Origin of the sequence: Arthrobacter bambusae, from assembly GCF_030812595.1 — a bacterium.
Classification (GTDB): Bacteria; Actinomycetota; Actinomycetes; order Actinomycetales; family Micrococcaceae; genus Arthrobacter; species Arthrobacter bambusae_B.
In genome coordinates, this window is the sequence record NZ_JAUSSZ010000001.1 from 665,495 (window position 1) to 678,609 (window position 13,115).

Here is a 13,115-nt window from a genome sequence, read left to right on the forward strand (position 1 = left end):
CCGTCGGTGGCTGTGCCTGCGGCGGCGTCGCTGGGGGTGGCGTTGCCGGGGGTGGCGTTGCCGGGGGAGGGCCAACATTCGAGGGCACCTCCGGTGATGGTCCTCCGGGCGTCAACGGATCAGAACTCATAACGCATCTCCTGCCTTCTCTGCGGTCGGTCGTAGGCCTAGAGGTGGGTGTCTGTCAGCCCGACTTTATTCGCGCCGAGAATATCCACGGGGGTGAACCTTCCTTCAGGCGACCGGGAGGGGAACCCGGTGGTCGAGTCCTTCCTGTGCGGCCTTCGCTGCACCAACAATAAGCATGCTTACTATTGCCTTGGCAAGCGCACTTACCGATTTTTCAATCAGGCGGCCGGACGATTGGCGGCGTTAGAGAGGACTCCCGCCCAATGGCGCGGAGTCCAATCGGCGGGATAGCCGCATTCTTCCATCGAGAGCAGGATGGGTTCAGAACGTTGCGGTGACCAGAAAATCCACCACACCGACGGACCTGTTGTGACGATCTCGATATTCCAGACTATGGGCGGGAGCAGGTTTCCTTTGTTGTTTGGCGAAAACCTCTTTGACCTGCTCGCGTGGCGCCGGCCGCGAATCGACTCCAGGGACGCGATCGGGCGAACCTCACTTAGGGATACGCAGAGTACTACTGGTAACGGTGCATATTCGTTTTCGAACTATTTGCGGCACCTGCGAGATGGGCAGGTCGTATGTTCATACTTGGTCAACTTGGATGTTTCAATGTTCTTCAGAGGGCCGGACGTAGGATTGTTAGATGACCTCCCGTTTGCTTCTTCCGGGTGAAGTTCTCATTGTGCGAACTTTGCTGGATCGCACATACGAGCCAAAGTGGCGAGCACTCGACTTAGAAGCCTTACGCGTTTCGGATATGAACGATGGAGGAATGGGCAGCCTTCTATTCTGCTCCACAAAGCCAGAGCGGATGTACGGCCGTACCCTGTCAGAAGGGTGGTTCAAGGACGACGACGGGCTCCCTGTCCAAGTTGCCATCAACCTGGACATGGACGATGAGATCTTCGAACTCGACAGTTGGAAGGTGGATTCTTCGCCCCGTCGCCGGTTGCCTGAATCGGCCGCGGAGATAGTGCCCGATCCTTCCGACCTGGGTTTCTGATCCCCAAAGGGAGAGATAGACAGAAATGTCAGATAACGCTGGGTCCAGCCTCACCGTTGATGAAAGTGACCTGCTCTGGAGGGGGACACCTTGAGTGGGAGGTCCAGCAGGCCCGACCAAGGAACCTTCAGCCCCAGTAGCGGCCCGTTCGCTTCCTAAATTCGTGATCCTGGACCTCGTTGACAAAGACGAGAAGCGAGTTGGGCTTGTAATCGGGAATTCCGGCTTCCATCTCTCCCAAGGTGATCGAGAAGGAGTCGCCCGAGTGCAGGGTGAACCCGGTCCACCAAATGCTCTCGGCCGCATCTTCGTTTGCTGCTCGCCATAGGGCTTTGGTTTCGTTCAATTCCTATCCAAGCAGTCTCGCCCAGCTAGGTGACGCTGAAACATCCACGTGCATGAGACCGTGCCGCGGAACGTCGTTACGGCTTAGCTCGAGTCCTTCAACTAATCCCGCCATGGCCCAAGAAACTTTCAGGTGCCCTCCTCCGGCGAAGTGCAGAACAACGTCCATTCCTGCTTCGTGGACGTGATCCGACTCGGTTTCGTCAGTTATAGACCAGGCATCGGGGTAGACGCAGGTTACGCGGTTTAGCCGTTCTCCTGCTAACGAGAAAAGGAGCTCAGAAACATCAGATTGGTCCTCCCGGATGTGTGGTTTCATGAATGCCTCCAATGTCGGGATGTCATCAGTCCGCTGTTAGCCTCGCGTTAGGCCGGTAGCGTGACCACGGCTCTGCCGCGGCCGCGGCGTGCTTTTGCGTGACTTGGTAGCTGTAGCCGAGCATTTCTGCGACGAGCGGTGCCGGGACTTCTTTGACGAGCCCACGCAGGGATGCGTTTCGTGCGCCCAGGAGATCGATGCCGATTTCCCTCAGACGCTCCATGAGTGTGTTGGGGTGTATGTGTTGCCCGGCGCGGTAGCCGGGGAAGAGCCACGGACTGCCGGAGCTGCTGCCCGTGCGCATGTTGGGCCGTGCGGCCAGGTGTTCTGTAAGCAGTGAGGCGAAAGGTTCCGGCACTGGCGCCGGGTGCTCTTCGCCAAGTGACAGGCGCAGGCCATCGGGTGTGAGGATCACGTCGGTGCTTTTCATCGCGGCGATCTTCACAACCGGCTGTGCGTAGAGCAACAGGAGAGTGGCGGCGACCCGGTAGGACAGGGTGTCGATGTTGTCGGTGAGGCAGGCTTTGAGCATGGCGAGCCGCTGAGCCTGGGTGAGCAGTGGCACGGTCTTGGCCTGCCGGAAGCCGATGGTGATGTTGGTACAGGTCCGGTTCTTTACCGCCCAAACGAAGAAGGTTCTGATGGCGTGTCTGGTTGTGGGGCCGTCGGCCAGCCATGCGTCAACGTCGGCCTGGAGGCAGGAGGCGACCGTTCGTCCGTGGGTGAGCTTGAGCCAGGTGAGGAATTTGATGGTTTCGGTGATTTCCTGCTTCGCGCTGTGTACGGGACCGCGGGTGGATTTCCCGTCTGTGGAGAGTGTCCGGATGCGTCGCAGGTGGTGCCAGCGGGCGAAGGACTCAATGGATCGCCGAACGTCGATGTCATCGATGTCATCGAGCTTGCTGGGTAGCCACCGTTCAAAGAGCGCGAGGTAGTGGTCCCGCCCGGGCAGTAGGTTGTGGTGGGTGAGCAGGCTGCGCAGGTGCTCCACCCGTAGGCTGTTGGGTTCCCTGTCCAGCGCCTCGTGACTGAGCGGGATGTCTCCGGTGGCGAGTCGCTTGAGCAGTTCGCGGACGCCGGTCTGGCGGAGCCAGGTGAGGATGCTTTCCGGGCGTTGGGCTCCGCAGAGCGCAGCGAGTAGTTTCGCTGCCGTCGTTTCGTTGCCGGCGGCCTCGTGGACGCGCAACAGCGCGGTTAGGTCGTTCCGGAGTGAGCAGCGGGCGCAGGTGTTTTGGCGGTAGTGCTCGGTTTCCGTCCCGCAGCCGGAGCAGTGGTAGTCCTGGGTGATGCCGGCGCAATCGCTGCAGACTGGCTGGTCACTGTGGGAAGCAGACCTGCCGGGGAGCATGCGCTCTGTCCCGCAGCCGGGGCAGGTGCCGTGGGTGCGCATGGCGACCGTGAAGCAGGTCCCGCAGATCCTGCCTTCCGGCCAGCTGGCGCGGTGCTTGCCAGCTGCCCGTGAGCACCTGTCGCAGGTGAACGCCCCGGTGGTGCGGGGCCGGCCACGAACGGCAAGCCGCCCTGGGATCTCAGCCGTCATCGCGGATTACCCGAGCACGTTTGGGCCTGATGGTCTTGTTCAGGTCCACGACCTTGGCATCCGAGGCGACCTTGCGGACCTTGGCGTCCATTGCCGTGACGGTGACCAGGTCCTCGGGCCCGCAGGAGAAGATGTCGCAGAGCGCGGCGATCATCATGAGTGAGACGCGCTCCGGGCGTTGGGTGACGAGCCGATAGACCTGGGAAGCGGAGAGTTCGATGCCGCGTTCCTTCAGCAAAGGGCTCAAATCGGTGCTGTTGTGCATTCCCCGGGCTGCCATGAGTTCTGCAAGCCGCCAACGGTAGTCGATCTCTCGTTTCATGGGTTCAGTCTTCCATTCCGGCCAGTGCGTCCCGGATCGTGGAGTCCAGGGCACGGCGCAGTGTTTTGACTCTGTAGTCGCTGGAGACGGAGGTGTAGAGGGCCGTCGTTGAGGCGTGCTCATGCCCGGCCTGGTGCTGGACGAACAAAGCGTCCATGCCTGATTCGATCAGATGGGTGACGTAGGAGCGGCGCAGCGAGTGGATGTCCAGGCCGGGGGAGAGGCCGAGGTCCTCGCAGTACCGGTTGAACCTTCGGTTCAGCGCCGTCTCCGAAACGAGGGTGCCCCGTTCGGAAGGGAACAGGTCCAGGCCGTCGGTCATGTGCGGGTGGCCGCGTTCCAGCCAGTCGGCAACGATTTCCGTGGACCAGTCGAACACGGTCAGGACGCTACGGCGCTTGGGCGGTGAACCCTTCATGGCCTTCCCGTACCGGACCTGCAGAACCCCGTACTTGCCGAATTCCCGAGCGTGCGGGTTCCGAGCAAAATCGACAGTCTGCAGGTGCCTGACCTCGTTGCGACGCAGACCCCAGCAGTAGGCCACCTTGAACAGGACAGCGTCGCGGTAGGCCGGTAGCCAGCCCTTGCGGCCCAGCGTCGCAATCCTGTCCACCTCGTCATCGGCCCGGTCAAAGAAGGCCTGCAGCTCCCGCCTGGTGAACGGCCGCCGCTTAGGATCCGATTCGTTGGTCTGGGCATGGACCGCGGTGTTCCAGTCGAGACAGACCTGCGAAGGGTGCGTCCCGAAATACTGCTCGCAGACTCGGTCCCAGCCATAATCAGGTGAGGCTACGTACGAGCAGAATGCCCGAAGCGCGGCCTGATAACTCCGGATCGTGGACTGGGCCGCGTGCTTCACGCTGCGCAGATCTCCGAAGAACTCGTCAACATGTGCCGGCGTCCACTGCCACGGATACTCATTGGTGGACTCCTGGAACCGCGTCACCAGCCGCTCCCGGCCTTCGATAGTGCCAAACGACAGATTCCTGCTCAGCTGCTGATTCCGCCAACCGGTGAGCATCTGGGTGAACACGACATCCTCCGGATGAAGGAAACGCACTGAGCCGAAATCTAGCACCCGTCCCGCTGAATCGACCGCCATGAAGCCTCCTGAAGCATTGCATTGGATGCAAGAATCATGCAATTAATGCAGGAGTCGCGCAAATCCGCGGCTCAACGAGGCATTCAAAGTCAAACGTCATGTTGCTTTACGCGCCCCGTCGATCCTTTCAGGAGTGCCCTCCGCCGACTCCGTATGAAGTGTTTCCGCAGTTCAAAGGCGCTTTTGGGAGATGAAGGACTGCGTGGCGGCAAGTCGCGCACAGAGGAGAGGCGATCGTGCATCGGATGCAATAATCACTGTTCTACTTTACATAATGTAGATTATCGGCGAATAAACCACGGGAGTAGAAGTAGCTGCGAAAACTCCCGTCCCGCTACGAATCGGACGTTTTCGCAGGTCAGGCAAGCTTTGCGAAGAACCTGACCATTCTGTCGACATGGCTGAATTTGCCCGCGGATCCCTTGCGGCTGTAGGTTTCCTGCATCTAATGCATGTTTCCATGGTTTAGGGGTCGTTGTGAATGGTGCCGTTCCGGGTTTCGTCCCGCGGATGCTGGTGGATCCGGACATTGGGCTGTTCAGGGCTGATGAACGGGTCTTCACGGCCATGCTGGATGGTTGGCGGGCGCAGATGCTTGCCCGTGGCCTCACGACGCAGACCATCAAGCAGCGCTGCCAGCTGCTGGAGCGTTTTCAGCGCTTCACGGGTGAATTTCCGTGGCAGTGGCGCCCGGCCGATATCGATGATTTCCTGGCCGATCTGCGTTCTGGCGAGAAGCCGATCAGTCTGAAAACGTTGCGTTCGTACAGCAATGCCGTGGCGATGTTCTGCTCTTTCCTGACGCATCCTGGCTATGGGTGGGGCGAGTTCTGCGAACGGACATTTGGCGATATTCCGAGCCAGATCTGCTTCGAGTGGAACACGCCACGGCATACGACCGATGATGCCGTCCCGGCGAAGAAACGGTCCTTCACCAAGGCGGAACTGCAACGGCTTTTCGACTACCTCGATGACCTTGTCGACAGGGAATATGCCGCCGGCAGCAAGCGCTGGCTGCCACTGTTCCGGGACTCGGTGGCGTTCAAGGTCTGTTATGCCTACGGGCTTCGCCGACGTGAAATGACCATGCTGGACCTAGAGGACCTCGGCCCGAACCCGCACGTCAGCGACTACGGACGGTTCGGAGCACTCCAGGTTCGATTCGCCAAAGGCACGGCAGGCTCAGGACCCAGACGGCGCACCGTGTTGACCGTTCCGGAGTTCGACTGGGTCGTGGACCAGCTCAAGACCTGGACATCCGGCGGCATGCGGCAGCAGTTCCCGACCGCTGAACGGTCCTCGGCTCTTTGGCCCAGTGAGCGTGGCTCCCGAATGTCTCTGGGCTCGTTCGGTGATGCGTTCGCAGCCGCACGGGATGCCGTCGGCCTGCCGCAGGAACTGGGCCTGCATTGCCTCAGGCATTCCTACGTGACCCATCTGATTGAAGCCGGCTACGACCCGGCGTTCGTGCAGACACAGGTTGGCCACTCCTACGCCTCGACCACCGGGCTCTACACCTCGGTATCGTCTGACTTCAAGCAAAAAACCGTGCAGCAGATGATTGCACGCCGCATCGCGAACTTGGAGGACACAGATGCCTGAACAGCGCCGGATCGGCTACCGCTGGAACCTGCGAGCCCTGATGGCAAAGCAGAACCTCTGGAAGACCACCGAACTGATGCCGCTCCTGAAATCCCGGGGCATCAACCTTTCCGAAAGCCAGGTCTACAGGTTGGTCACTTCCACCCCGGAGCGCATTCCGGCAAGGACCTTCGCCGCGCTCTGCGACATCCTGGACTGCACACCAAACGACCTCTTCGAGCCATTCGTAGAAATGCGCGCGGCAGAGACAGCGAACGCCCCCAAGCGCAGCGAAGACCTCGGCATCCAACCAGGAAACCCGATCGCACGACGTGTCCGCCTCGTAGCTCCCGAAGACGGTGAGTAGGCCGCGTAAAGCAGAGGACCCCACCCGCTGGCCGGTCCCCTGCGGCCGCTGCGGCCAGCACCACCAAACCGTCGCGCGATGGCCCGACGGCGGAGTCTGCGGCTACTGCTATCAGCAGGCAAAACGCACCCGTGGCACCTGCGCATGCGGACACGAAGGCGTCCTGCCCGGAATCATCGATGAGCAGCCGGCATGCCGCAACTGCTCAGGCGTTCGGCTCAATATCGACTGCGAGAGCTGCGGAGCCGAAGACGAACTCCACAGCGGCGGCCGCTGCTGGACCTGCGTCCTCGGCGACATCGTTGACAACCTGCTAACCAACCCGGCCACGGGAACCATGGCCACGGAGCTGATCCCGCTGGCAGCGGCGTTGAAGTCGATGAAACGGGCCAACAGCGGCATGACCTGGATCCGGCAAAAGCACGTCACAGACTTTCTTCGAAACCTCGCTGCCGGGCCCAAAATAAGTCACGACACTTTCGACGAACTACCCGACTCACGCACCCGCGAATACGTCCGGGGGCTCCTCATCGAACACGGGGTGCTCCCCCAACGAAATGCTTTCCTGATGCGCTACGACACCTGGGCTGCCCAAGCCATGGATCGCGTCAGCGACCCACAGAACCTTGACGTGATCCGTCGCTATATCCGTTGGCATCACCAACGGCGCATGAACCTCATGGACGAAGTTACGCGCGGCACTTTTCTTCGTGCCAAGCAGGAAGTCACCATTGCCATCGACCTCCTGAACTGGCTCACCAGTCATGACATCAAGCTGCCCGACCTGCAGCAGTCCCACCTTGACGTCTGGCAAGCCGAAGGGCCCACGACCAGGCGCATCGCTGAACGCTTCCTCAAATGGGCCATCAAAACCAAAGCCGCACCACCGGGGCTCACCATCATTCCGCACCGCCGCGGCACCAGCCCAAGACTCACCAAGCCCGGACAAGACCAAGCGCTCCAACAAGTCATCCACACCGACGAACTAGCTACCCGCGACCGGGCAGCGGCCATCCTGATCCTCGTCTTCGGACAACAAGCCGAAAACATCGCACGCCTAACCTGGGACGACATCACCGTCACGGACGAACTAGTCACCATTCAACTCGGAACCATCCAGATCGCACTACCAGACACCCTGGCGCAGCCATGGCGGGAATTCGCGGCAAACCCAGGCCACGAACTGACCGCCGCGCACCCCAACACCAGATGGGTCTTTCGCGGAACCTCACCCGGGCGTCACATCCATCCCGGGCACCTCACAACCCGTCTCAGCAAGATCTTCAGCACCCGGGCCGCACGACTCGGAACCCTCCACGAACTCACCAAACTCGCCCCCGTGGCCATCATCGCCGAAACCCTCGGCTACTCCCCGACCACCATCGAACGCCACGCCACCGATTCGGCTGCAGCCTACGCTCAATACGTGGCCGCAGTGAAGACGTAACAGGCGACAAAGAGAAGGTATGCCAGTGCCGGCTTGTTCCCGATGGACTAGCCTCTGGAGCCAAAGCTTCGGTGCAATACGGCAGGTTCTATCTGCGACGAGATGAGGGGGAGCAATGAAAAACGAGCAGGCTGACGAACTTGTGGTGACGAAACCTTGGACAGCCCAATCGGCACGGATCTTCGAGGAAGGGCACGCCCACCGGCTGGTTCTCAACTATGCGCTCGGATTCAACGAACCGACACTCGAATTCCTCCGCGGGCTTCCCATCCGCGAACTGGAAATCATCGACCGGCGCCTAACCACCCTTGAGCCCATATATTCGCTTGCCCCGACCTTGGAGTCGCTGCACGTGACCACCCATCCTGATCTGAAGATTAGGCTCACCGAACTACCCCGGCTCCGCAGTCTCGGGGCGCCTTGGGCTCAGGTCAGGGACACTATCAGCGAAGTCACCGGACTCGATTACTTGTTCCTGCTGGCCTACAAGCCCGAAAATTTGGAGCCGCTGTCCTCACACGTCGGTCTCGAAACCCTCCGAATGAAGGATCGTCCACGGCTGAGCTCTCTTGCGGGCCTGTCGCACTTCCCAAGGCTCCAGCGACTCGGCATCTACTTGGCCTCGCGGCTTGAAGATATCTCTGAACTCCAGAGCCGCTCCGAAATCCGGGAGCTCGAGCTGGAATTCTGCAAGAAACTGACGAGGATCGACGACCTCACAGCGTGCACAGGACTACGTCGGCTTAGCCTTGCCGAAAACGGCGACATCGAGTCTCTTAAGCCAGTGGCCGGGCTGACCAAGTTAGAAGAGCTCTACCTTTACGGATCCACCAAAATCATGGACCATGACCTCACTCCCATCGCAGGCCTTCCACGACTCAGGATGCTCCGAATGATGAACCGCCGTGGCTACAAGCCCTCCGTGGACAAACTCCAAAGACTAATCGAAGGAACCGCCTGAGCGCTCCTGGAAGCGAGCCAGCCAGGGGTAAGAAGAATCCCGCCCACGTTCAACTCCCGCCCCACGAATACCCGCGCATGCCAGTTGAGTGGGACGAGTAGAAGTAGATGAGAGAACTCGTCTCGGCCCGCTTTGAGGCGCTTTCCTGAAGCAGCACGACCTCTCCGGACAGTCAGATGGGCGCTGGGTTACTCCCGGCTCATGAATACCCGTGGTTGCCAGTTCGAGTGGGACGAGTAGAAGTAGATGAGAGAACTCGTCTCGGCCCGCTTTGAGGCGCTTTCCTGAAGCAGCACGACCTCTCCGGACGGTCAGATGGGCGCTGGGCTATTCCCGGCTCATGGATACCCAGGGTTGCCAGTTAAACGTGGCGAGTAGAAGTAGCTGCGGGAACTCCGGTACCGAGAAGAAACTCACAGGCGGCTTGCGGCGCCGAGGGTGATTTCACGATCACTTCGTCCGGATACCGAGTTGTCATGTGTCACAATGATGACCGCTTTGCCAGCCTCAGCCAAAGTTCTGGTGAGGCCAAGGACATGATCCCGGTTTACGGCGTCGAGGGATCCTGTCGGCTCGTCAGCGAGAATCATCTGGCAGGGTTTGAGGATGAGTCTGGCAATGGCGAGGCGCTGTTGTTCTCCGCCTGAGAGTTCGTACACTCTGCGGTTCGGATCAAGGTCAAGGCCTACCCGCTCCATCGCGCTCGCCCGGGATTCGCTTTTTTCCTTGCCCGTTCCGGGGGTGTATGTCTGTGCGATCTTGAGGTTTTCGGTCACGGTCGCGTTGTCGATGAGGGCATAGTTCTGAAAGAGATATCCAAGGCGCAGCCTCAGGAGCATGCGTGCACTGCGGCTACCTGGGCGCGGGGCCTGACTGCCAAATAACTTGATCTCGCCCTTGTCAGGGTGGTCAAGCAGGCCAAGCAGGTTAAGGACGGTTGTTTTTCCGCTCCCGCTCGGACCTGTAATGGCGACAATTTCGCCCGCACCCACCTTCAGACTCAGGTCCGAGATGACTTCATGGCCGCGAAAGCCTTTGTGCACGTTCACGAGTTCGCAAACGACATCGGACATTAGAGCTCCCCTTTCAGGATGTTCGGAGTACGCCGCCGTTCCGTGAGCCACAGGACGACGACGGCGGCCAGGCCCTGGACAGCGCTGATGGCCAAAGCCGCGGTAAGCGTGGAAAGCAGCCCCGTATCGGCATAGGAGAACGGCCGGAAACCGGCCAATACCAGCGCACAACCGAGCCCGCCCTGGACAGCCCACACAATTGCTCCAAGCTTGATGAATTCGCGGTAGCGCCGTCCCGTCGACAGTCCGAACAGGCCACGGACAATGATCTTGCGCGCGAAACGCTCAAACGCGATCGTCAGTGTCTGCGCGGTGATGATCACGAGCAGAACCACCAGCGCGGCGAGCACAATCGTGGTGTTGCGAAGGCTCTCTTGGAGGTGGCCGATCCTGGCGAGCTGATATTCGTTGATGGTCACCAGGTGACGAAGGTTGTCGTCCAGGCTCAATCGTTTGAGCAGCGGCTGGAGGGCGGTGATTGTGGCCTGGGAGCTCCCTTCTTCGAGCGGGATCTTTAGTCCGGCCCCGGCGTCGCCTGTGACGGCGTTGAGCCGGTCCACGCCAAGGCTGTTGGCGCGGGTCATGACTTCAACGATGGGGTCCTCCACCAAGCCGCCCGAAGATGCGGAGACGTCGGGGTTGAAGGTGAAAATCTGCTGGCGGTTCTCCGTCCAGATGATCCGCACGCGGAGATCCCGCCGTGTGGAGCTGACGTCCCGGTGGAAGATCGCCTTCTCTGCGGACGGTGCCCTGTCGCGTTCGGCCTGGAAATAGGCAGCGATGTCTTGTTGCTGGGAACGGAGCCGCTCCGGCACGAGCAAGATCCACGATGATTCACTCTCGTCGACCGTGACCGGCCGGCCATCCGTGTCACGGATCGGGTATGCGTGGAGGTAGGCAGGGTTGACCTGCATTGATCGGTATTGGCCGGCCGGTCGACTTTCCTGGACAACTGACTCTGAGTAAGCCGCGGCGTACACATACAAGGCACCGCGGGCACTGAGTGCGTCATAGAGGTCTGTGGCTTGTACGACGGAAAAGCCGGGCTGGCCCGTCTGCAGGTCCACTGCGTCGTTCCCATTGCTCATCGGAGCGAAAACGCCGTATCCGCTGGTCGAGGTCCAGTGGCGCAGGTTGTCGCGTTCCCGGTTGATCACATCCACGTTCGACCACGCGCCCGCAGCGACCACCACGAGCGCAGTCGAAATTGCAACGGACAGAACGATTCCTGTGCCAAACAAAGCTCCGGTGTCACGTCGGTTCTTCAACGCGTCCGAAATTCGCATCCTTGCCACGTACGGTATGGTCAGCAGGCTGGCAGCGGCGATCAAGCCCAAGGCAAATGCCTGGTCGAGAACCACAACAGCTACGAACCTTGCGTCCGCTCCAGGAAGAAGTGCCGAGACGGAAACACAAGTGACGCCGGAAGCAGCACCGACTATCATCAGCGGGCGCCCCGTGATCGTCCACCATGCCCTGGTCACACCATAGCCAAACAAGCGCAACGCGCCGGCTCTCTTTGCCTCGTACAGCTGCAGATAGACAGCAAGCACAGCGGTGAGGAGAAGGCCGGCGGCCACCGCGAGTTGCAAGTAGATCGGCGGGACATTTGTGGGGACAACCAACTGCTGATTCGGTGCGCGCAGATCCGACGCCACGAAGGTCCGCCCGGCAACGTGAGTAGTGAGTGACGCAGCAGCTGCATCAACAAAGGCTGCGCACCCTGCCGGCCCGCACTCGGCATAGTAGGTTCCCGGCGCAGGCAGGGTGTCGAACGCCGTCCGTAACGGACGGAACGAGAAGCGCTCCCCCTCCCCCAGGACACGCAGAACGCCCACCGTGTTCGGGCTGGTGTCTGTTGATGCGACCGAAGCGTTGCCTTCCTGCGACTCTTGGACTGTAAGGAATCTCCCTGATGAGAGATTTGCAGCGTCAAAGACGCGGGTATCGGGCCGGGTCAAGAGCACGTACTGAGTCACGAACGTACGATCGTTTTCATCCACCCCGACCACCGTCCTGAAAACGTTGCTGCGGGTGGATTCTGCTGCACTTCGCAACGCAGACAGCACTGCATCAGGATCCGTTGCATCGCTCGGGACTGAAAACGCCTGCCCTGCATCGGCTGCCGCCCGCGCCACAGCCGTGCGTTGTTCATTGATTCCGTTGACGAAGCTCGCTCCAAAAGTTGCAGCGCACACTGCGATCACGAGTCCCAGCAGTACGTGCCTCATCGGATTACCACCCCTTCAGCTTGTCGACATTTCCGCTTGCCGCGCACAAACAAGCGGGCCGGCGGGCCCAAACGGGACCCGCCGGCCGACAACCGCGCTGACGGCACGCGCAAATTGGGATGGCTGCTGCTCAGTAGGTATTCCAGTATTGGGCGGCATTCTCGCCGACGCCGCACTGGGTATTCGCTTTAGCCCAGCTATTGGCGGTTGCGTAGACCTTGACCGTGTTCGGACCGCCGATAGCCGTAGCTGAGTGGTAGGCGGCCGGATGAACGTAGTGAGACCAGACGTTCTTGAACCATGGTGCTTGGAACGCGGTCCCATAACTCCAGGTGCCGCCACCGACGTTGGTGATCGTTCCCGCCAACGCAGGAGCCGCGGCGCCGACCGTCAACAAACCGACCAAGACTCCCCCGGCGACCGGACGCTTAACCTTCATGACAATCCCCATTCTTTTAGCGGCCAGAGTTGGCCCTTGCGGAGAGACGATTCGCCTCTACCGATGGATGAGCCCCCAAAAGTAGAAAGGACCACCCCCGCTTGCCCTTCAGCCGCTCGGAGAAACGGTCAAATGGCCTGCTACTAGAACTAGTGGCCCGTCGCCTGTATTTATGGCGCAAAAGCGCAGGAAATCGCCTCAATTTTTCAACTCCGCCTGGACGCTTCAACTGTCAAATTCTTGACAGTTGAAG

12 protein-coding genes are annotated in these 13,115 nt (G+C 60.3%); 5 read left to right on the top strand and 7 right to left on the bottom strand.

The genetic code is table 11. The features are described from left to right. Positions 1-775 precede the first annotated feature (775 nt). Positions 776-1,135: a DUF6984 family protein gene (locus J2S96_RS20150; RefSeq protein ID WP_370872977.1), complete on the top strand. Its 360-nt coding sequence runs from the start codon at positions 776-778 to the stop codon at positions 1,133-1,135. A gap of 127 nt (positions 1,136-1,262) precedes the next feature. Here J2S96_RS20150 and J2S96_RS03170 read toward each other — a convergent pair whose 3' ends face one another. The 4 genes from J2S96_RS03170 to J2S96_RS03185 all read right to left on the bottom strand — a co-directional run bounded on the left by J2S96_RS03170 (position 1,263) and on the right by J2S96_RS03185 (position 4,763). Beyond that, positions 1,263-1,481, bottom strand: coding sequence for a hypothetical protein (locus J2S96_RS03170; RefSeq protein ID WP_306859762.1), 219 nt, complete (start codon positions 1,479-1,481; stop codon positions 1,263-1,265). Positions 1,482-1,824: 343 nt separating this feature from the next. Beyond that, positions 1,825-3,339 carry a hypothetical protein gene (locus J2S96_RS03175; protein WP_306859764.1) on the bottom strand — a complete coding sequence of 505 codons (1,515 nt, stop codon included), beginning with the start codon at positions 3,337-3,339 and terminating at the stop codon, positions 1,825-1,827. Beyond that, entirely contained in the window at positions 3,329-3,661 is a 333-nt protein-coding gene (locus tag J2S96_RS03180) for a helix-turn-helix domain-containing protein (protein ID WP_306859766.1), read from the bottom strand. Before J2S96_RS03180 ends, J2S96_RS03175 begins: the two co-directional genes overlap by 11 nt. A gap of 4 nt (positions 3,662-3,665) precedes the next feature. Further along, positions 3,666-4,763, bottom strand: a complete 1,098-nt coding sequence (locus J2S96_RS03185) for a tyrosine-type recombinase/integrase (protein ID WP_306859768.1) — start codon at positions 4,761-4,763, stop codon at positions 3,666-3,668. Between the two features lie 510 nt (positions 4,764-5,273). On the opposite strand from J2S96_RS03185, the gene J2S96_RS03190 reads away from it, so the two are divergent. The 4 genes from J2S96_RS03190 to J2S96_RS03205 all read left to right on the top strand — a co-directional run bounded on the left by J2S96_RS03190 (position 5,274) and on the right by J2S96_RS03205 (position 9,119). Next, the gene (locus J2S96_RS03190; RefSeq protein WP_306859769.1) at positions 5,274-6,365 is read left to right on the top strand and encodes a tyrosine-type recombinase/integrase; all 1,092 of its coding nucleotides are present in this window, start codon (positions 5,274-5,276) and stop codon (positions 6,363-6,365) included. Continuing rightward, a complete protein-coding gene (locus J2S96_RS03195) occupies positions 6,358-6,711 on the top strand; it encodes a helix-turn-helix domain-containing protein (protein ID WP_306859772.1) in 354 nt (117 codons plus the stop codon). The genes J2S96_RS03190 and J2S96_RS03195 overlap by 8 nt, the downstream gene beginning before the upstream one ends. Beyond that, positions 6,704-8,158: a Fis family transcriptional regulator gene (locus J2S96_RS03200; protein ID WP_306859774.1), complete on the top strand. Its 1,455-nt coding sequence runs from the start codon at positions 6,704-6,706 to the stop codon at positions 8,156-8,158. The genes J2S96_RS03195 and J2S96_RS03200 overlap by 8 nt, the downstream gene beginning before the upstream one ends. 115 nt (positions 8,159-8,273) lie before the next feature. Continuing rightward, the gene (locus J2S96_RS03205) at positions 8,274-9,119 is read left to right on the top strand and encodes a hypothetical protein (RefSeq protein WP_306859776.1); all 846 of its coding nucleotides are present in this window, start codon (positions 8,274-8,276) and stop codon (positions 9,117-9,119) included. 413 nt (positions 9,120-9,532) lie between these two features. Here J2S96_RS03205 and J2S96_RS03210 read toward each other — a convergent pair whose 3' ends face one another. The 3 genes from J2S96_RS03210 to J2S96_RS03220 form a co-directional block, all read right to left on the bottom strand. Then, on the bottom strand, positions 9,533-10,192 hold the full coding sequence (locus J2S96_RS03210; RefSeq protein ID WP_306859777.1) for an ABC transporter ATP-binding protein: 660 nt from the start codon (positions 10,190-10,192) through the stop codon (positions 9,533-9,535). Further along, positions 10,192-12,423, bottom strand: coding sequence for a hypothetical protein (locus tag J2S96_RS03215; RefSeq protein WP_306859779.1), 2,232 nt, complete (start codon positions 12,421-12,423; stop codon positions 10,192-10,194). The genes J2S96_RS03210 and J2S96_RS03215 overlap by 1 nt, the downstream gene beginning before the upstream one ends. A 130-nt stretch (positions 12,424-12,553) precedes the next feature. Further along, positions 12,554-12,862, bottom strand: a complete 309-nt coding sequence (locus J2S96_RS03220; RefSeq protein WP_306859781.1) for a lactococcin 972 family bacteriocin — start codon at positions 12,860-12,862, stop codon at positions 12,554-12,556. Between the last annotated feature and the right edge of the window lie 253 nt (positions 12,863-13,115).

Bases quoted from the DNA above. Each gene is read 5' to 3' on its own strand.
- J2S96_RS20150 (WP_370872977.1), top strand. From the start codon at position 776: ATGACCTCCCGTTTGCTTCTTCCGGGTGAAGTTCTCATTGTGCGAACT.
- J2S96_RS03175 (WP_306859764.1), bottom strand. From the start codon at position 3,339: ATGACGGCTGAGATCCCAGGGCGGCTTGCCGTTCGTGGCCGGCCCCGC.
- J2S96_RS03180 (WP_306859766.1), bottom strand. From the start codon at position 3,661: ATGAAACGAGAGATCGACTACCGTTGGCGGCTTGCAGAACTCATGGCA.
- J2S96_RS03185 (WP_306859768.1), bottom strand. From the start codon at position 4,763: ATGGCGGTCGATTCAGCGGGACGGGTGCTAGATTTCGGCTCAGTGCGT.
- J2S96_RS03190 (WP_306859769.1), top strand. From the start codon at position 5,274: ATGCTGGTGGATCCGGACATTGGGCTGTTCAGGGCTGATGAACGGGTC.
- J2S96_RS03195 (WP_306859772.1), top strand. From the start codon at position 6,358: ATGCCTGAACAGCGCCGGATCGGCTACCGCTGGAACCTGCGAGCCCTG.
- J2S96_RS03205 (WP_306859776.1), top strand. From the start codon at position 8,274: ATGAAAAACGAGCAGGCTGACGAACTTGTGGTGACGAAACCTTGGACA.
- J2S96_RS03210 (WP_306859777.1), bottom strand. From the start codon at position 10,192: ATGTCCGATGTCGTTTGCGAACTCGTGAACGTGCACAAAGGCTTTCGC.
- J2S96_RS03215 (WP_306859779.1), bottom strand. From the start codon at position 12,423: ATGAGGCACGTACTGCTGGGACTCGTGATCGCAGTGTGCGCTGCAACT.
- J2S96_RS03220 (WP_306859781.1), bottom strand. From the start codon at position 12,862: ATGAAGGTTAAGCGTCCGGTCGCCGGGGGAGTCTTGGTCGGTTTGTTG.